An 18,472-nucleotide genomic window follows, 5' to 3' on the forward strand; every position below is an offset into this window, starting at 1 on the left:
GGTGCCCCCGTCGGGCACGGCGTCCGCGGCGTGCTGGTGATCTGTCATGAGTCCATGGTGGCGGGCGAGCCGCCCTCGCGGCAGTCGGAACGACCCTGGTCGGACCCTGATATCGGCCCTGACCCGAGGCGGGGGAGACGTTCGACGGGCGAGCAGCTCGTAGATCAGGGGCGTCTCGGGGGCGAACCCTGATGCCCGGGGCCGGCGGCCGTGTGACCATCGTTGGCATGCCGGAAGCCGCAGCAGTCCCACTCGTCGAACCGCGGCCGCCGCGCAAGCTCTACCGCAGCAGTGACGGACGCTGGCTCGGTGGCGTGGCGCGGGGGCTCGCCGGGCACCTCGGGCTGCCCGTGGTGTGGGTGCGGCTCGTCTTCGTCGGCCTGTTCATGGCGGACGGTCTCGGCGCCCTGCTCTACGCGGCCTTCTGGTTCTTCGTGCCGCTCGGGGTCGGCGGCGTCGGAGGCCAGAAGCCCCCGGCGCTCGTCGGCACCGAGACCGCGCCGGACGGCCGTCGCAGGCTCGTCGCGCGCAAGCCGGACAAGGGGCAGATCGTCGCGCTGCTCCTCATGGTCGTCGTCGCCATGGTGTTCGTGGGCAACGTGAATCTGGGGAGCGGAGCCAAGGCCTATCTGCTGCCCGCCGTCCTCGTCGGCGCCGGCGTCGCCCTCGTCTGGCGCCAGGCGGACAACGCGCGCCGGGCCCGCTGGGTCGAGGTGGGCCGCAGACGCCGCACGCTCACGCTCCTGCGCGCGGGCGCCGGCGTCCTCCTCGTCACGGCCGGCGTCTCCGGCATCTTCGTCCTCCAGGGCTCCGCCGCCCACCTCGGCTCCGTGCTCCAGGCGGCCCTCGCCGTCCTCGTCGGCATCACGCTCCTCGCCGGTCCCTATCTGGTCCGCATGACCCAGGATCTCTCCGAGGAGCGCCTGATGCGCATCCGGGCCCAGGAGCGCGCGGAGGTTGCCGCACATGTCCACGACTCGGTGCTGCACACCCTGACGCTGATCCAGCGCAACGCGGAGAACGCCGGGGAGGTGCGCCGCCTCGCCCGCGCCCAGGAGCGCGACCTGCGCACCTGGCTCTACAAACCCGAGGGCACCGGCAAGGAGGAGGCCGACGAGCCGACCACGCTCGCCGACGCGGTGCGGCGCAACGCCGCCGAGGTCGAGGACAAGCACGGCGTCCCCATCGAGGTCGTCGTCGTCGGCGACTGCCCGCTCGACGAACGGATCGGGGCACAGATGCAGGCCGCGCGTGAGGCGATGGTCAACGCGGCCAAGTACGGTGGCGAGGGCGGCGCCGTGCAGGTCTACGCCGAAGTCGAGGGCAGAACGGTCTTCGTGTCCGTCCGGGACCGCGGACCCGGCTTCGACCTCGACTCGATACCCGCCGACCGCATGGGCGTCAGAGAATCGATCATCGGCCGCATGGAACGTCACGGGGGCACCGCGCGACTGCGGGCCGTCCCGGACGGCGGCACGGAGGTCGAACTGGAGATGGAGAGGGCGGAGAAGACGTCATGAGCGACCCGACCGACACGAACGGCACAGGGGGAGCGGCGGAGGCGGCCGAGCCGGCGCAGTCCTCCGGCAGCACGGGCGGACGCCATGTGCGCGTGGTCCTCGTCGACGACCACCGCATGTTCCGTACGGGAGTACAGGCCGAGATCGGCCAGACCGAGCAGACCGGCGTCGAGGTCGTCGGGGAGGCGGCGGACGTCGACCAGGCGGTCACGGTGATCACCGCGACCCGCCCCGAGGTGGTCCTCCTCGACGTCCATCTGCCGGGTGGCGGCGGGGTCGAAGTGCTGCGCCGGTGCGCTTCGTTGATGGCCGACGCCGAGCAGCCGGTGCGCTTCCTCGCCCTGTCCGTGTCGGACGCGGCGGAGGACGTGATCGGGGTGATCAGGGGAGGCGCCCGCGGTTATGTCACCAAGACGATCACCGGCACCGACCTCGTGAACTCCATCTTCCGGGTGCAGGAGGGCGACGCCGTGTTCTCTCCGCGGCTCGCCGGGTTCGTCCTCGACGCCTTCGCCTCGACGGACGCCCCGCCGGTCGACGAGGACCTGGACCGTCTCACCCAGCGCGAGCGGGAGGTGCTGCGGCTCATCGCCCGGGGCTATGCCTACAAGGAGATCGCCAAGCAGCTCTTCATCTCCGTCAAGACGGTCGAGTCGCATGTCTCGGCGGTGCTGCGCAAGCTCCAGCTGTCCAACCGGCACGAGCTGACCCGCTGGGCGACGGCACGACGACTGGTGTGACGGACGGCCCCTCACACGGGCGGGTCTCACGCGGACCCGCCTCACGCGGACCCGCCTCACGCAGGCCCGCCTTACGCAGGCCCGCCGCACGCGGGCGGGATGCACGCGGCGGACTCGCACCCTGCGGATTCGCACCCTGCGGTTGCGCACGGGCCCGGCCTCACACCACCCGGGTCGCGCCCGCGAAGGGCATCTCGTCGATCGGCGCCACCCGCACCGGCGCCGACGGGTTCGGTGCGTGGATCATCCGGCCGTCGCCGATGTAGAGGCCGACATGGGTGATCCCGGAGTAGAAGAACACCAGGTCGCCCGGGAGGAGTTCGGAGCGCGAGACGCGCTGTCCGGCGCCGATCTGGGCGTAGGTGGTGCGCGGCAGCGAGACGCCGGCGGAGCGGTACGAGGCGAGGACGAGGCCCGAGCAGTCGAAGGCGTTCGGCCCGGTGGCACCCCACACATAGGGGCTGCCGAGCTTGGAGTACGCGTAGGAAACGGCTTCCGCCGCACGGGAGTTGGGGGCCTCGACGGTGGCGGTGGCGGCACCGGGGGCCTGGAGACCGTCACGTCCGTCCGCCGAGGAGCGTGAGGCGCGGCCGCTCGCCGTGCCGCCGCTCGTCGCCTCGCCGATCCGGGACCGGTCCGCCTCCGTGAGCCGGTTCAGCAGGCGGCGCGCCGCGTCGAGTTTGCCGGTGATCGTCTTCTTGTGGGTCCGCAGCTCGGCCTGGCGCGTCCTGAGCGAGGTCAGTTCGACGCGCGCGGCGCCGCGCAGCTGCTCGATCTCCCGCAGCTGCCTGCGTACCTGGGTGACGGCGGCCGACTGGCGGTCGCCGGCCCGTTCGGCGAAGGCGGCGCCGTCGAGGTACCGGTCGGGGTCGTCGGAGAGCGCCAGTTGCACGGCCGGGTCCAGCCCGGTGCTGCGGTACTGGGCCGCGGCCATCGAACCCAGCGCCTCCCGCGCCGTGTTGAGCTTCTCCTCCTTGCGCGCCGCCTCGTCCTGCAGGCTCTCCAGCCGCTGCTCGGCCGCCGTCGCCTTCTCCCGGGCGCCGTTGTACTTCTCGGTGGCCTCTTCCGCCTCCTGGTAGAGCTTCGCCACCTTCGCCTTGACCTGGACCGGGGTCAGGTTCGGCTCGGCCTGCCCGGTCCCGTCGAAGGCCGTCGCCGTCGCGGCGCCCGCGAGAGCGAGGGTGAACGCCGTGCGGGCCGTCTGGCCGCCGAGCGAGCGCTGTCGGGGCTTGCGGTGCGCTGCCACTGGGACTGCACGTCCTTTCGTACGTCCGCCTCATCCGTTCGCACAGCCACCGGAGAGCCGTCGCGGGAGCGGACGGACGGCCCCGGAGGGCGGCTGACGTGTCCGGCGACGGCCCGCACAGGGGGAGCGGGACGCCGCCGGACCTTCTCGGCGGTGGTGGCCGACTGCCGCCCCTGGCCCGGGCGGCGGTGGGGAGCCGGTCACCTGGGGGAGGACGCTAGGCCCGCCTGTGACGGTCCGGTAACGCGAAGTGCGGAAGTGACACCAGTGGACCGCGGCATGATCACAAATGCCCGACTGAACGGACCCGGGCCGTCGGGTTCGAGCGGCGCGTTGACCGAAACGGCTCTTTCGAGACACGCGAAAGGGGCCAGATGCTATGGGGCGCATATATGCGGACTCAAGACATGGCGGAGAGCTGCTGTCGGGACACCTCCGCGGCGGAATAGCATCCGGCCTCATGAACTTACTCATTCATCTTTTCGTCGGCCTGCACATCATCGGCATCGCCTCGCTCCTGGGCGGCTACCTCACGCAGTTGAAGGCCTTGGGCGGCCAGGGCACCGCCCGCTTCACCCCTTTGATGCTCCGCGGCGCGGTGGCCATGCTGGTCACCGGTGTGATCCTGGTCGGCCTCAACCGGGCGGACGACCAGGACGTCGACAATGCCAAGATCGGTGTGAAGCTGGCTCTGCTGATCGTGATCCTCGCCCTCGTCTTCGTGAAGCGGGACGAAACAGAGGTGAAGAAACCCCTGTTCGCGCTGGTCGGGCTGCTGACCGCGGCGAACATCTTCATCGCGGTGCTCTGGACCTGAGGGACACGCGGGCCGTGGCCAGGGCCGCCGCGGCGACGGCCAGCCAGGCCGCCACCGCGACCCACAGCAGCACCTCGCCGGGTCGCTCCAGCGACGGCACGTCGACAGCGGCGGCGACGGACAGGGTCGCCGCCGCCGTCATCCCCATCGGGAACACGGTCGCCCAGCGGCACATGTCGTAGCGCGGCCGCGGCCACCGCACCTCGGCGACGAGCAGGACGGCGTACCAGGCCAGGGAGAGCACCAGCAGGGCCACCGTCACCGTGCGCAGGACGCCGGTGTCGTCGGCGTTCCACAGGTACATGCCGCCGTCGTCGGCCGCGAGGAGCCCTGCTCCCGCCAGCGCCGAGATGGCGAGCGCGCCGCCCGCCACCCACTGGTCCCCGGCGCCCTCGGCCACCTGACGCAGATCGAAGAGGGCGAGGGCGACGACGTAGAGCACGAGGCCGAGCCAGAACAGCACGAGCGCGGTGTGCGCGAGCCAGGCCGCCGTCTCCGCCTCGGCGACGACCGCCCCCTGTACGGCGAGTCCCTCGGTGGCCACACAGCACAGGAACACCACCCCTGGCATGCCGCGCCTCCACTGCCGTACGACGGTCACGAACAGCACGGGCCACAGCGCCGCCGCCAGGGCCAGCAGCGCCTCGGCTAGGGTGAGCCGGCCGAGCACGGAGACACGCGTGCCGAGCACGGTCGTCGCCGCCACCGCGGTCAGCGAGCCGGGCGTGCCCGCCTCCGTCAGCCACCGCTCGCGGGTGCGCACCAGCCGAACGACGAAGTCCGCCGCCAGCGCCACCCACGCGATGCCCGCCAGCACCAGCGTGACGCGCGACAGGACGTCGTACCCCGTCAGGTGCAGTCCGGTCGACAGGATGCCGGTCGCCATGACCGCGGCTCCCGCCGCCGGTGGCCGCCGCGCCCACCAGACGCGCAGCGCGGAGCCGGGGGAGGGGGCCGGCGACGGGAGGGCGGGGGAGCCTGACATGCGGCCGATGCTAAGGAGCCCGGTGCGCCGCGGAAGCGGGGCACGCGCGCGGGAGCGCAGAAATACGCGCGGGTGCAGGGCCGGGGTGTGCCCGGGGGCGAGGTTGCTCGGGGTGCGGGTGCGGGTGCGGGGTTCAGGTGTGCGAGGGATCACGTCGCGCGCGAACGAAGCCCCACGCGCGCGTGTCTCCCGCGTCGCGCGCGTACGTGCCCGCATGCCCGCGCGTACCCCCCTGCGTCCCACGCGCGCGTGCCCCGCATGTCCCACGCGCGCGTGCCCGCTGCGTCTTGCGCGTCCTACGTCCTCAGGCGGGGCGTACCACGCTGTGGATGCCCGACTCGCCGTCGTAGAAGACGGACTCCTCGCGGACGTACGCGCCCGGTTTCGGGGCGTGGATCATCATGCCGTTGCCGATGTAGACGCCGACGTGGCTGACGTCGTCGTAGAAGAAGATCAGGTCGCCGGGCCGGGCGTCGGCGAGGGAGACGGTGGTGCCCGCGTCGACCTGGTCGTAGGTGGTGCGCGGGAGGGTGACGCCGGCGGCCTTCCAGACGGCCTGGGTGAGGCCCGAGCAGTCGTACGAGTCCGGGCCCGTGGCACCCCAGACGTACGGCTTGCCGATCTGCGCGCGGGCGAAGGCGAGCGCCTTCTCGGCCTTCGTGGCGTACGAGGGGTCCACGGCGGGGGCGGTCGAGGACGACCCCGTGTCCGAGGACGCGCCGTCGCTCTCCTGCCGGGCCGCGGCCTGCTCCGCCGCCTGCTGCCGGGCGAGTTCCGCCGCCTCGCGCGCCGCCTTCTCCTGCCGCTGCTTCTCGATCGCCGCGAGGCGTGCCTTCTCCTGGGAGGTCAGCTTGGACAGCAGCTCCCGCGCGTCACCGAGCTTCTTCTGGACCGCGGCCTTGGCGGCCTTCAGGTCGTTCTGCGAGTCGGTGAGCGTCGCGAGGCTCTCGGTGGCCTCCCGGCGCTGCTTCATCGTCGCGGACTGCTCGGTGACGTAGTCGTCGACCGCGCCCTTCTGGCGGTCGGTCAGCCGGCTCATCAGATGGTTCTGGTCGAAGTAGTCCTGCGGGGTGTCCGCCAGCAGGAAGGCCGCCGTGTCGGGCGCGGAGGCGCCGGTGCGGTACTGGGCCGCGGCGTAGGAACCCAGCTCCTCGCGCGCCTCGTTCAGCTTCTGGGTGCGACGGGCGACGTCGTCGACGAGGCCGTCGGCGCGTTTGCGCTGCTTGGTCGTCTTCTCCTTGGCGGCGTTGTACTTCTCGGTCGCCGACTCCGCCTGGCGGTAGAGGTCGTCGACCTTCTTCTCGACCTCCTCCAGGCTCGGCTTGCCGTCGTCCGACGGAGCGGCGTTCGCCGTCTGGGAGAGCAGGGCCACGGACGTGAGGGCGGCGGTGGCCAGAGCGGGGGTGCGTATGCCCGCCACGCGCGTGCCCGCGGAGCGCGGCTTGCGGTGCTGCGACGCCAAGGGAGGCGACTCCTTCCAGTGCTCCGCCTACCGGGTCAGCGGTGGGGGTCCCTGCCAGGCCGGTCAGGCGCTGGGGAGGGTTCGGGCAGGTGAGGGTCGGAAGGGTTGCCCTACGGCCCGCGCCCGGGAGGGGCGTCGGGCCGATTCACCCCGAAGTCTCGGTGGGTCCCCGGTTCCGTCGGCGTGAGCGGACGCGTCGGACTCGGCGGAGGCCGTGCGGTCCGGCGGGGTTCGCCGGTGGGGGTCGTACGGCCTGTCGGCACGGTAGCCAACTCGTGTGGTCCGTGTGAAGGTTGATGGGCGATATGCCCGATACATTTTCGTGACCTTCGGGCGAGGGTGCGCGGCGGGGCCGCGCGGCTCGCGGATCGTGACGAGGGTGTCCCGGAGGGTGAGGGCGGGCGATGTTCCCGGGACGGCGGCCGGTTGTCAGTGGCGCCCCCTAGACTCGGAGAGCGATGAGCAGCCTCTTTGACGACAGCTTCCTGGCGAACCTCCAGGGCCCCCGCGCCCACGAGGAGGAACCCCCGCCACCGCCCGAGGACGATCACGGACCGGAGTCGGTTCCGGACGATCTGTTCGGCGGGAAGTTCGACGTGCCCCCGGACCGGGACACCCACTACCGCGACGGCGCCCCGCGCCCCGTTCTGGACGCGGCCGCGCTCCTGGAGGGGCTGAACGACAACCAGCGGGCGGCCGCCACCCACGCCGGCTCCCCGCTGCTCATCGTGGCCGGTGCCGGCTCCGGCAAGACGCGCGTGCTCACCCACCGCATCGCCCACCTCCTCGCCGAGCGGCACGTGCACCCGGGGCAGATCCTCGCGATCACCTTCACCAACAAGGCCGCGGGCGAGATGAAGGAGCGCGTCGAAGCGCTCGTCGGCCCGCGCGCGCACGCGATGTGGGTGATGACGTTCCACAGCTCGTGCGTGCGCATCCTGCGCCGCGAGAGCAAGCGGCTCGGCTTCACGTCGTCGTTCTCGATCTACGACGCCGCCGACTCCAAGCGCCTGATGGCCCTGGTCTGCCGCGACCTGGACCTCGACCCCAAGCGCTACCCGCCCAAGTCCTTCAGCGCCAAGATCAGCAACCTGAAGAACGAGCTGATCGACGAGGAGGACTTCGCCGCCCAGGCCGCCGACGGGTTCGAGAAGACCCTCGCCCAGGCGTACGCCATGTACCAGTCCCGGCTGCGCGAGGCCAACGCCCTCGACTTCGACGACCTGATCATGACGACGGTCAATCTGCTGCGCGCCTTCCCGGACGTCGCCGAGCACTACCGCCGCCGGTTCCGGCACGTCCTGGTCGACGAGTACCAGGACACCAACCACGCCCAGTACGCCCTCGTGCGCGAGCTGGTCGGCACCTCCGAGCACCCCGTCGACGTACCCCCGGGCGAGTACGACGTGCCGCCGGCCGAGCTCTGCGTCGTCGGTGACGCCGACCAGTCGATCTACGCCTTCCGCGGCGCGACGATCCGCAACATCCTCCAGTTCGAGGAGGACTACCCGGACGCGACGACGATCCTGCTCGAGCAGAACTACCGCTCCACGCAGACGATCCTGTCCGCCGCCAACGCCGTCATCGAGCGCAACGAGTCCCGGCGCCCCAAGAACCTGTGGACCAACGCGGGCGCGGGCGCGCGCATCACCGGCTACGTGGCCGACACCGAGCACGACGAGGCGCAGTTCGTCGCCGACGAGATAGACCGGCTCACGGACGCGGGCGACGCGAAGGCGGGCGATGTCGCCGTCTTCTACCGCACCAACGCCCAGTCCCGTGTCTTCGAGGAGATCTTCATCCGCGTCGGCCTGCCCTACAAGGTCGTCGGCGGGGTCCGCTTCTACGAGCGCAAGGAGGTCCGGGACGTCCTGGCCTACCTGCGTGTGCTGGCCAACCCGGAGGACTCGGTGCCGCTGCGCCGGATCCTCAACGTGCCGAAGCGGGGCATCGGCGACCGCGCCGAGGCGATGATCGACGCCCTCTCCCAGCGGGAGAAGATCAGCTTCCCGCAGGCCCTGAAGCGCGTCGACGAGGCGTACGGCATGGCCTCGCGCTCGACGAACGCCGTGAAGCGGTTCAACGCGCTGATGGAGGAGCTCCGTACGATCGTCGAGTCGGGCGCCGGCCCGGCGACGGTCCTGGAGGCGGTGCTCGAACGCACCGGCTACCTCGCCGAGTTGCAGGCCTCCACCGACCCGCAGGACGAGACGCGGATCGAGAACCTCCAGGAACTCGCCGCCGTCGCCCTGGAGTTCGAGCAGGAGGCCGCCGCCGCGGAGGGCGAGGACACGGCGCCGGTCGGGCTCTCCGAGTTCCTCGAGCGGGTCGCCCTGGTCGCCGACTCCGACCAGATCCCCGACGAGGAGGAGGACGGCTCGGGCGTCATCACCCTGATGACCCTGCACACCGCCAAGGGCCTCGAGTTCCCGGTCGTCTTCCTCACCGGCATGGAGGACGGCGTCTTCCCGCACATGCGCGCGCTCGGCCAGACCAAGGAGCTCGAGGAGGAGCGCCGCCTGGCGTACGTCGGGATCACGCGCGCGCGGGAGCGGCTCTACCTCACGCGGTCCGCGCTGCGCAGCGCCTGGGGCCAGCCGTCCTACAACCCGCCCTCCCGGTTCCTGGAGGAGATCCCGCCGACCCACGTGGACTGGAAGCGGACGGGGGCGACCGCGACCGTGTCCTCCGGGCCCGTTTCCGGCGTGGCGGCCTCGCTGTCCTCGTCCCGTTCGCGGTCCTCGGCCGCGGGCGCGTCCGGCTTCGCCACCCGCCGTTCCGCCGACAAGCCGGTGGTCACGCTGGCCGTCGGCGACCGTGTCACCCACGACCAGTTCGGCCTCGGCACGGTCGTCGGCGTGAAGGGCACGGGCGCGAACGCGGAGGCGACGGTCGACTTCGGCGACATCAAGCCGAAGCGCCTGCTGCTGCGCTACGCGCCGGTGGAGAAGCTGTAGCGGCGGGGCCGGGTCCGGTGACGGCACGCGCATGAGTGAGCCCCCGCTTCGAGGGCGGGGGCTCGGCGCGCACGGGGGCGGTCGTGGTCGTACCCCGGCCGGGGCACGGGCGGGCGCCTACGTCGGGTTGAGTCCGTGGCTGCGCAGCCACGGCAGCGGGTCGATCGCGGAGCCTCCCGCGGGCCGGACCTCGAAGTGCAGGTGCGGGCCGGTGGAGTTGCCGGAGTTGCCGGAGTACGCGATCGCGTCGCCGGCCTTGACCGTCGTGCCGGAGGAGACGCGGTAGCTGGAGAGGTGGCAGTACCAGGTCTCCGTGCCGTCCTTCGACGTCACGATCATCATGTTGCCGTAGGCGCTGTTCCACTGCGTCCGTACGGTGCCGTCGGTCGCCGCCATCACGGTCGTGCCGTAGGAGACGGGGAAGTCGATGCCGGTGTGCTGGGACATCCAGTTGATGCCGGCCTGGCCGAAGTAGGCGCTGAGGCCGTGCTGCGCGACCGGGAGGGCGTACTTGGGGCGGAGCCGCTCCTTGCGGGCCGCCTCGGCCGCCGCCTTCTTCTTCTCGGCTTCCTGCTGCGTCTTGAGGTCGATACGTTCCTGCGTCCGGCTGGCCCGGTCGGCGAAGTCGTCGGCTCCGGCGCTGAGGGTCTCGAGCTGGGCGTCCAGCTTGTTGTTGGCGGCGACCGGTTTCACCGGCTGCGCGTCCGAGGCGGAGGCCGTGGTGTCCTTGTCGTCGCCGCCGGTCAGCGTGCCGACCGAGGCCGCGGCGATCCCGGCGACCCCCATCACACAGGCCGAGGGCACGGCCACGGTCAGCAGCGCGGAGCGCTTCGCGGGCATCCGGCGCCGGGAACGGTTCGCGTTGCGGGCGGCCGCCCGCCCGCCCGGCACGGGGGCCGGGGCGGTCTCCTCCTGGTCGTCGAGGAGGGGCAGCGGGGAGCTGTCGGGCAACTCGCCCCCGGCCGAGGCGTGTTCGTCGAGCCCGACCTGTTCGAAGGTGGCCGTGGCCTGCTGGTCGAACGGGACCTCGGCCTGCTGCTCGTGCTCGTCCGAGGCCTGCCGGTCGCCTTCGCCGCCGTCGGAGTTCCACTGCGTGGCGTCGTAGGCGCCGGTGTCGAAGGCCTGCGTGCCCCATTCCCATTGCTGGGTCCGGTCCGCGGGGGTCACGGACTGGTCGGGCTGGAGCCAGGCGCTCGCGTCCCACTGGCCGCTGGCATCGGGTGCCGTTCCCTGTTGCGGGACGGCGTTCAGTTGCTGGTGGTGATCCGGGGACCAGGCGCTGGCGTCGTAGGCGCCCGTGTCGTAGGCGGCGTGATGCTGGGCCGCGTACCCGTCGTGATGCAGGATCTGGTGACTGCCCGTGTCCGGGACCTGGTGGCCGCCGGTGCCCCATTGGGTGGTGTCGAACGTGCCGGTGGCGGAGGTCGTGCCGTCGCCCGGGAACTCACCGAAGAGCGGGTCGGCCGGCGTGAAGTGGCCGGTGGCGTGCGCTCCGGCGTCGAAGGCGCCGGTCTCGTAGCCGTGGTACGTGGCGAAGCCGTCGTACTCGGCTTCCTGGGTGCCGTACGACGCGTAGTGCGCCGAAGCGGCGTCGGAAGCCGGGGTCGGGGTGGTCATGATCCCCGACGGGTGACGGTCGTTCACCAACTTCTCTTTCGCCGACAACAGGGGCTGCCAGAGCAGTGCGGCGACTGTACCCGGCGGTATGCGGGCACGACAATCTTCCGCAGGTTTCGGCCCTGCGGGAAAGGGGCATTCGGCCGTGTTTCGGGGGACGACGGGCGTGGGTTTGGCCCTACGTTCGAATGGCGTTCGATATCGGACGGCTGCGGGACGCCGATCGGACGGCGGTCCAGCGCCGATCGGACGGCGGTCCAGCGCCGATCGGACAGAGGTCCAGCGCCGATCGGACAGAGGTCGGGCGGTGGTCGGACAGCGGCCAGGCGGTGGTCAGGCCCCTGGAAGGACGACACCAGGCGACGGCCGGACGACGTCAGGCGGCGGACGAGCGGCGGTCGGGCGGCGGTGGGGCAGTGGGTCGGACGGCGGCATACGCGGCGGTGTGGCGGCGGCCGCGCGGTAGTCGGGCCGTGGTGAGGGGAAGGGCGGGGGTGTGGTCAGGCCACCGTGAGGCCGTCGGTCTGCGCGTCGGCGCGGGTGCCGAGGACGCCGGTACGGGCGCCCGCGGCCGCTCCTGCGGGTGCCGTGTCGAGGGCCTGCCGTATGCCGGTGGCGACCGCCGGGTGGACGGGCAGGGCGAGGTGGCCGATCCCGGTCACCCGGACGTTCTGCACCAGCAGGTCGGGATGCTCGACGCAGGCGCTCTCCAGCGGGTCCATGAGGTGGTCGAGGTCGCTCCAGAAGCTGACGAACTGCGTACGGCAGCCGGGCGCGGGTCGGGACAGTTCCTCGATCAGCTCGGAGCCGGGGCGCATCTGGCGCACGATCGGGTGGGCGTTCGCCAGCGGCGCCACCCGGGTGCCGGAGTGCGGGGTGCCCAGCGTGACCAGGGTCCTGACCCGGCCGTCACCGCCCAGCCGCTGCACGTAGTAGCGGGCGATGAGGCCGCCCAGGCTGTGTCCGACCACGTCCACCTGCGCGCTGCCGGTGCGCTCGCAGATCTCCTCTATGTGCCGGCCGAGCAGTTCGGCGGCCGTCCGGATGTCGCAGGTCAGGGGGGAGTAGTTGAGCGACTCCACCCGGTGCCTGCCGTGCTGGGCGAGGCTGCGGCGCAGCAGGACGAACACGGAACGGTTGTCGATGAACCCGTGCAGCAGGACGACCGGGAGCGGAGCCTTGGTCGGCAGCGGTGCCGGGTCCGCGACGCCGGAGGCGCTGGGCAGCGCGGGCCGAGGCGTGACGCGGCGCTCCTGGGCGATGCCGGAGGGGTAGAGGAGCAGGTGACCCGCGAGGATCGCGAGATCCAGGGCGGTCGCCTTCAGAAGCGCCAGGGAGAAACCGGCCAGCCTGCTCGGCAGGCCGGGGAGTCCTGGGAGGCCGGGGAGTCCTGGGAGGTTCGGCAGGATCGAGAGATTCAGGATGCCCGGAAGGGTCCGCATGTCCGGCAGCAGACGCTGGCACAGCGGAAGAAGGGGCTGGAATGCCCGGGTGACCTTCATGGCCGACCTCCTGTCGGCACGCTGAGGACTTCTCTGTCCCCCGTGTGCCCTCGTGGAAGTCGCGGTGGAGGAGGTCGATCGGGCACGGCAGGGAGTGGGGCGGGCAGGGCCTGGTGGGCGGGGTGTGTACGGCTTGTGTGACACCCGTTGCACCGCTGACGTGCAAGGAACCCTGCCGGTCTGGCGACGAGGCTCCCCGCTGTCGTGCCTTGCCTGTCCTACGTGCCCATCGTGCCTTCCGATGCGCCGTACCGCCACGCCAGCGGCCGGTGGCCTGACGGTAGGGCGACCTCTGTGCGGCTCCCGGTGCGCCTGTTCCCCCGTGGCGCGGGGGATCGGTGCGCGGTGAAAGTGTCCCTTCGTGTGATTTCCCCCTCGGTCCCCACCGTGAAACTGCCGGTTGCGGGATGCTGGCGATAACGTTCGTTCACTTCCCCGGGCGGTCTGGCACGGGGTGTCCGTGCCGTTGAGGATGGACGTAGTCGCTTCATGGAGGCAGTGATGGGTGTGGCAGCCGGTCCGATCCGCGTGGTGGTGGCCAAGCCGGGGCTCGACGGCCACGATCGCGGGGCCAAGGTGATCGCGCGGGCGCTGCGCGACGCCGGTATGGAGGTCATCTACACCGGGCTCCACCAGACGCCCGAGCAGATCGTCGGCACCGCGATCCAGGAGGACGCCGACGCGATCGGCCTGTCCATCCTGTCCGGGGCCCACAACACGCTCTTCGCCGCGGTGATCGAGCTGCTGAAGGAGCGGGACGCGGCGGACATCCTGGTGTTCGGCGGGGGCATCATCCCGGAGGCGGACATCGCGCCGCTGAAGGAGAAGGGCGTCGCCGAGATCTTCACGCCGGGTGCGACCACCGCTTCGATCGTCGACTGGGTGCGGGCGAACGTGCGGCAGCCCGCCGGCGCCTGAGCGGGTCGTTATGCGGCCGGCCGTGCGGTGGGACCGGGGGCCGCTCCTGGGGCCGCCGCCCGAGAACGGCCGCTGCGGCCCTGACCGGGCCTCGTCCTCCCAGGGCGGGCGGGCCGGGTCGCGCAGACCGGCGTCGCCGAGGAGCCGGGCCCGCCGGGTGGTGCGGTGTGCGGGCTCCCGGAGCCGTCTTCACGGCTCCAGTTCCGCGGCCATCACCGCGCGCAGCCGCAGCGTTCTGCCCAGTCGTTGGAATGCCTCCGCCCAGTAGCCGCCGGCGCCCGGTGAGGCGTCCTCCGGTTCGTCCGGCACGGCCAGGAGGGCGTCGAGGCGGGTCGCCTCCGCGGGGTCGAGACAGCGCTCGGCCAGGCCCATGACGCCACTGAAGCTCCAGGGGTAACTGCCCGCGTCCCGTGCGATGTTGAGCGCGTCGACGACGGAGCGGCCGAGCGGTGTGGCCCACGGCACGGGGCACACGCCGAGGAGCTGGAAGGCCTCCGAGAGGCCGTGCGCGGCGATGAAACCGGCGACCCACTCGGCGCGTTCGGCCGCCGGAAGCGCGCCCAGCAGTTTGGCCCGCTCGGCGAGGGAGACCGCACCCGGCCCGCCCGCGCCGGGTGCCGACGGCGCCCCGAGCAGCGCCCGCGACCAGTCCGCGTCGCGCTGCCGGACGGCGGCCCGGCACCACGCCGCGTGCAACTCGCCCAGCCAGTCGTCGGCCACCGGCAACGCCACGATCTGCTCCGGCGCGCGACCGCCCAGGCGCGCGGGCCAGGTGGCGAGCGGGGCCGCCTCCACGAGCTGGCCGAACCACCAGGACCGCTCACCCCGGCCGGGCGGCGCCTTCGCCGACACACCGTCGCGTTCCATGGCCGCGTCGCACTCGTGCGGGGCCTCCACGAGGAGCGTCGGCGTGTCGAGGGTGTGGTCGACGGCGACGCACGCGCCGGCCCGGACCGCCATCCGCGCGGCGAGCGCCGAACCCGGCAGCGCCGAGAGCAGCTCCGCCGCGGTGGCCCGCACGTTGCGGCTCCGGTCCGTCAGAGCCTGCTCCAGGAAGGGCTCGTCCCGTGGGCCGAGCCCGGTGCGCAGCGAGTCCAGGAACATCAGCCGGTCCTCGGCGCGCTCCGTCGACCAGGAAGCGGCCAGCAGTTCACGGGCCGCGTCGGGGTCGCGGGAGCGGATCGACGCCAGCAGGGCGACCCGCTCGGCGAAGAGACCCTCCCGCCAGAGGGTCTCGGTGCGCTCGGTCTCGGCGGGGCCCGGCAGCGAGGCGCCGCCGCCCGGTGACGCGCGCAGGGCGAACCGCCAGTCCGGGTTCAGCCGGGCCAGCCACAGGGCGCGTGGCCCGGCGAACTCCAGCGCCGCCGGACGCAGGTCCGTCCGTCCGCGTGCCGCGTCGAGCAGGGCGGGGAGGGACTCGGCGGGCGCGGCGAACCCTCGGGCGTTCACCGCCGTCAGCCACTGCGGCAGCAGTTCCATGAGATCCGGTGCGGTGCCCCTGCGGCCGCCCGCGCCCGTGCCGGGGCGGTCGGCCAGCAGGAAGGCGAGCCGGCGGGCCGCCGCGGCGGGCAGGGCCGGGCGGGGGTCCTCGGCGGCGGGCGTCGGCCGGGGGGCCGCCCGGCCCGGACGCAGGCCGGCCCGTCGGCGTACGGTCTCCGCGGCGGCGGCGTCGAGCAGCGCGGCCGGAGCCGCCCGGCCGGGGGCCGCGCCCGGGGGTGTACGGCGATCCGTGCCGAGCAGGGCGGCGGTGACCAGGTCCTCCCAGACGGCCGGCGGGGCGTGGGGCGGGCCGGCGTTCATGAGACTCCCTTCCGCGGCCGTCGTGACGGTGGCCGATGGGTGATGCCGATGTCTGGTGTCTGGTGTCTGGTCCCTGGTGTCTGGAGCCTGGTGTCCGGTGCGGGCTGGCTCCGTCGCGGAGGTCCGTTCAGCACAGGCGGACCGCCTCTCCCGGGCCGCTGGGCCAGGCCGTCAGCGGGGTGAAGCCACGGTGACCGCACTCGCCGAATACCTTGACGGGGGCGCCGCCCGACAGGGCGACCAGGCGCCACAGGCCGGGGCGGGACGCCGCCGCGGGGGTGAGCGGTAGCGCCGTGTCGCCCTCGGCGTCCGCGAGTTGCCAGGCCTCGCCGTCCGGTGTCGGTACGACGTCGTCCAGCGTCACCGGCACGGAGTCCTGCCACGGGTCCTGGCGCAGGGTCTCGCCGTAGCGGGCCGTCGCCTCGGTCGTCGTCATGCCCGGAGGACGGGCCCTGTTGAGGACGGGCGGGGCGAACTGCTCGCCGAGGGAGACCCGTTGCCGCCCCGCGCCCGGGTGCGCCGACAGTTCGGCGTCCAGGGCGAGGCCGACGGGCAGGGTGAGCTCCGGCGCGCGGCCCGCGGCGCCGTAGGAGAGGAGCAGCGCCGTGCGGCCGGACGCGGTGCCGTACAGCCAGATGCGTCGGGTCGTCAGTCTCGGGTCCTGCGTGTCGTGCTGGGAGAGGACCAGCCAGTGATCGCGGACCGGCGGGCCCGTCGGGGAGGTCGGCAGACCCACGCGGGCGCGGACCGCCGCCGCCAGGGCCTCCGGCAGCCGCTCGCGGTGCAGCCACCCCTGGTCGAGGAGGTGGAGCAGCGCGCACTCCTCCAGCAACCGCACCGGCCAGTCCGGCCCGGATCCCGGCAGCGCACCCAACTCCCTTACCCGGGAAGCCAGTCCGGGCGCCTGGGCGTCGACCATGCGGGCCGCCGTCTCCTCCCACAGCGCGTACCCCGACTGCTCGGCCGTGGCCAGGCCCGAACGCAGGAGATCGGCGAGCCGCTCCTCCAGTTCCGTCGCCCCCGCGGTGATCCGCTCGGCGCGCCGCTCGGCCCGGCGGCGCGCCGCCTCCGGATCGACCGGGCCGGACCCGGGAGCCGTGGCGCCGGCCTCCCCTTCCGCCTGCGTACGCCGGCGCCCCGCGATCCACTGCTCGACCCAGTCCGGCGCCCGCCCCGCCGGTGCCGCCCCCTCGCCGCCGGACCAGAGCAGCAGCAGCCCGAGCGCGTGCTTGCACGGGAACTTACGGCTCGGACAGCTGCACCTGTACGCCGGACCGGTCCCGCCCGCCGTGTCCACGGCCGTCCGGTACGGAGTGCCGCCGCTGCCCTCGCACACGCCCCACACCGCCCCCTCCCGCGAACTGCCCGTGCCCGACCACGGATCGGCCGAGCCGAGTTTGCTTCCCGCTTTGCGTGACGTGGAGTCAGGCGCCAGTGCCAGCACCTGGTCCGCCGTCCAGCGCACCCCCTGCTGAGTCATGCCATCGAAGGTAGATCCTCCCACTGACAATCGGTCCGGCGAGCGCCCGCCGAGCGTTCGCGGGCCGTGCTCCGCGGCGGGCCTGAGGCGCGTTTTCGCAGGTCGGAACGCATTGTCAGTGGCGTGGTGCACGGTGGACACCAGATGCCGAACCGGCCGAGCTGGAGGGGGATTCAGCCATGTCCGTGTCCGTAGATCCCACGGCAGATCCCATGCCCGTGGCACCGAGTGGGAACGACTCGGCGCAAGCATTGCGTCCGCACGCCGAGGACGCCTTCGCCGGCGAACTCGCCGCGCTGGCCGCGCAGGACGACCGCCCGCGCCCGGCCCGCTGGAAGCTGTCGCCGTGGGCCGTCGCCACCTATCTCCTCGGCGGCGTCCTCCCGGACGGCACCGTGATCTCACCGAAGTACGTGGGCCCGCGCCGCATCGTCGAGGTCGCCGTGTCCACCCTCGCCACCGACCGCGCCCTGCTGCTGCTCGGCGTCCCGGGCACCGCCAAGACCTGGGTCTCCGAACATCTGGCCGCGGCGGTCAGCGGCGACTCGACGCTGCTGGTGCAGGGCACCGCGGGCACACCGGAAGAGGCGATCCGCTACGGCTGGAACTACGCGCAGCTGCTCGCGCACGGCCCGAGCCGGGACGCGCTGGTGCCCAGCCCCGTCATGCGGGCCATGGCCGAGGGGGCGACGGTGCGGGTGGAGGAGCTGACCCGGATCCCGGCCGACGTGCAGGACACCCTCATCACCATCCTGTCCGAGAAGACCCTGCCGATACCCGAGCTGGGCCAGGAGGTGCAGGCGGTCCGCGGGTTCAGCCTCATCGCCACGGCCAACGACCGCGACCGCGGGGTCAACGAGCTGTCCAGCGCCCTGCGCCGCCGCTTCAACACGGTGGTGCTGCCGCTGCCCGAGAGCGTCGAGGCCGAGGTGGACATCGTCGCCCGGCGCGTCGACCAGATCGGCCGCTCCCTCGACCTGCCGGCCGTTCCCGAGGGCATCGACGAGATCCGCCGGGTGGTGACGGTCTTCCGCGAACTGCGCGCGGGAGTCACCTCGGACGGGCGTACGAAGGTGAAGTCGCCCAGCGGCACGCTGTCGACCGCCGAGGCCATCTCCGTCGTCACGGGCGGTCTCGCGCTGGCCGCGCACTTCGGCGACGGCGTGCTGCGGGCGGGGGACGTGGCCGCGGGCGTCCTCGGCGCCGTCGTCCGCGATCCGGCGGCCGACCGGGTCGTCTGGCAGGAGTACCTGGAGGCGGTCGTCCGGGAGAGGGCCGGCTGGACGGACTTCTACCGGGCCTGCCGGGAGGTGAGCGCGTGATCGGGAGCCGCGCGAGCAACGGGAGCCGGGAGATGCGGGCGGGGGCCCGCGGAGCGTGGAGGGTGGTTGTGGAGGACGACACGAGGTGGCCCCGCAGGCGTGAGGG

The 18,472-nt window shown here is 72.8% G+C and carries 13 protein-coding genes; 6 read left to right on the top strand and 7 right to left on the bottom strand.

Features of this window, described 5'->3' with window-relative positions; genetic code table 11:
- The first annotated feature begins 191 nt into the window (after window positions 1-191).
- Both J2X68_RS10935 and J2X68_RS10940 read left to right on the top strand, forming a co-directional pair.
- A complete protein-coding gene (locus tag J2X68_RS10935; protein ID WP_399039694.1) occupies window positions 192-1,520 on the top strand; it encodes a PspC domain-containing protein in 1,329 nt (442 codons plus the stop codon).
- On the top strand, window positions 1,517-2,260 hold the full coding sequence (locus J2X68_RS10940; RefSeq protein ID WP_310432260.1) for a response regulator transcription factor: 744 nt from the start codon (window positions 1,517-1,519) through the stop codon (window positions 2,258-2,260). Before J2X68_RS10935 ends, J2X68_RS10940 begins: the two co-directional genes overlap by 4 nt.
- 160 nt (window positions 2,261-2,420) lie before the next feature.
- On the opposite strand, the gene J2X68_RS10945 is transcribed toward J2X68_RS10940, so the two are convergent.
- Window positions 2,421-3,506: an NlpC/P60 family protein gene (locus tag J2X68_RS10945; protein ID WP_310432261.1), complete on the bottom strand. Its 1,086-nt coding sequence runs from the start codon at window positions 3,504-3,506 to the stop codon at window positions 2,421-2,423.
- A 460-nt stretch (window positions 3,507-3,966) separates the two neighbouring features.
- Between J2X68_RS10945 and J2X68_RS10950 the strand changes: the two genes are divergently transcribed.
- The gene (locus tag J2X68_RS10950; protein WP_310432262.1) at window positions 3,967-4,323 is read left to right on the top strand and encodes a hypothetical protein; all 357 of its coding nucleotides are present in this window, start codon (window positions 3,967-3,969) and stop codon (window positions 4,321-4,323) included.
- On the opposite strand, the gene J2X68_RS10955 is transcribed toward J2X68_RS10950, so the two are convergent.
- Window positions 4,301-5,308, bottom strand: coding sequence for a tellurite resistance/C4-dicarboxylate transporter family protein (locus tag J2X68_RS10955; RefSeq protein ID WP_310432263.1), 1,008 nt, complete (start codon window positions 5,306-5,308; stop codon window positions 4,301-4,303). The two genes, J2X68_RS10950 and J2X68_RS10955, sit on opposite strands and share 23 nt — an antisense overlap.
- A gap of 304 nt (window positions 5,309-5,612) precedes the next feature.
- Complete coding sequence (locus J2X68_RS10960) at window positions 5,613-6,770, bottom strand: NlpC/P60 family protein (protein WP_310432264.1); 1,158 nt, start codon at window positions 6,768-6,770, stop codon at window positions 5,613-5,615.
- A gap of 458 nt (window positions 6,771-7,228) precedes the next feature.
- On the opposite strand from J2X68_RS10960, the gene pcrA reads away from it, so the two are divergent.
- The gene (gene pcrA, locus J2X68_RS10965) at window positions 7,229-9,727 is read left to right on the top strand and encodes a DNA helicase PcrA (RefSeq protein WP_310432265.1); all 2,499 of its coding nucleotides are present in this window, start codon (window positions 7,229-7,231) and stop codon (window positions 9,725-9,727) included.
- 117 nt (window positions 9,728-9,844) lie between these two features.
- Here the strand turns inward: pcrA and J2X68_RS10970 are convergent, their stop codons facing one another.
- Window positions 9,845-11,371: a M23 family metallopeptidase gene (locus J2X68_RS10970; RefSeq protein WP_310432266.1), complete on the bottom strand. Its 1,527-nt coding sequence runs from the start codon at window positions 11,369-11,371 to the stop codon at window positions 9,845-9,847.
- Window positions 11,372-11,844: 473 nt separating this feature from the next.
- A complete protein-coding gene (locus J2X68_RS10975) occupies window positions 11,845-12,846 on the bottom strand; it encodes an alpha/beta fold hydrolase (protein WP_310432267.1) in 1,002 nt (333 codons plus the stop codon).
- Window positions 12,847-13,347: 501 nt separating this feature from the next.
- Here J2X68_RS10975 and J2X68_RS10980 point away from each other — a divergent pair.
- A complete protein-coding gene (locus J2X68_RS10980; RefSeq protein ID WP_020132112.1) occupies window positions 13,348-13,764 on the top strand; it encodes a cobalamin B12-binding domain-containing protein in 417 nt (138 codons plus the stop codon).
- A 189-nt stretch (window positions 13,765-13,953) separates the two neighbouring features.
- Here J2X68_RS10980 and J2X68_RS10985 read toward each other — a convergent pair whose 3' ends face one another.
- Together J2X68_RS10985 and J2X68_RS10990 are read right to left on the bottom strand one after the other, a co-directional pair.
- Complete coding sequence (locus J2X68_RS10985) at window positions 13,954-15,564, bottom strand: DUF5691 domain-containing protein (RefSeq protein WP_310432268.1); 1,611 nt, start codon at window positions 15,562-15,564, stop codon at window positions 13,954-13,956.
- A gap of 127 nt (window positions 15,565-15,691) precedes the next feature.
- Window positions 15,692-17,044 (bottom strand): SWIM zinc finger family protein, encoded by a 1,353-nt coding sequence (locus J2X68_RS10990; RefSeq protein WP_310432269.1) that lies wholly within the window; start codon window positions 17,042-17,044, stop codon window positions 15,692-15,694.
- A 179-nt stretch (window positions 17,045-17,223) separates the two neighbouring features.
- On the opposite strand from J2X68_RS10990, the gene J2X68_RS10995 reads away from it, so the two are divergent.
- Window positions 17,224-18,366, top strand: a complete 1,143-nt coding sequence (locus J2X68_RS10995) for an AAA family ATPase (protein ID WP_310432270.1) — start codon at window positions 17,224-17,226, stop codon at window positions 18,364-18,366.
- Window positions 18,367-18,472 lie beyond the last annotated feature (106 nt).

The sequence above is a fragment of the Streptomyces sp. 3330 genome (assembly GCF_031456635.1).
In the GTDB taxonomy this organism is placed as follows: Bacteria; Actinomycetota; Actinomycetes; order Streptomycetales; family Streptomycetaceae; genus Streptomyces.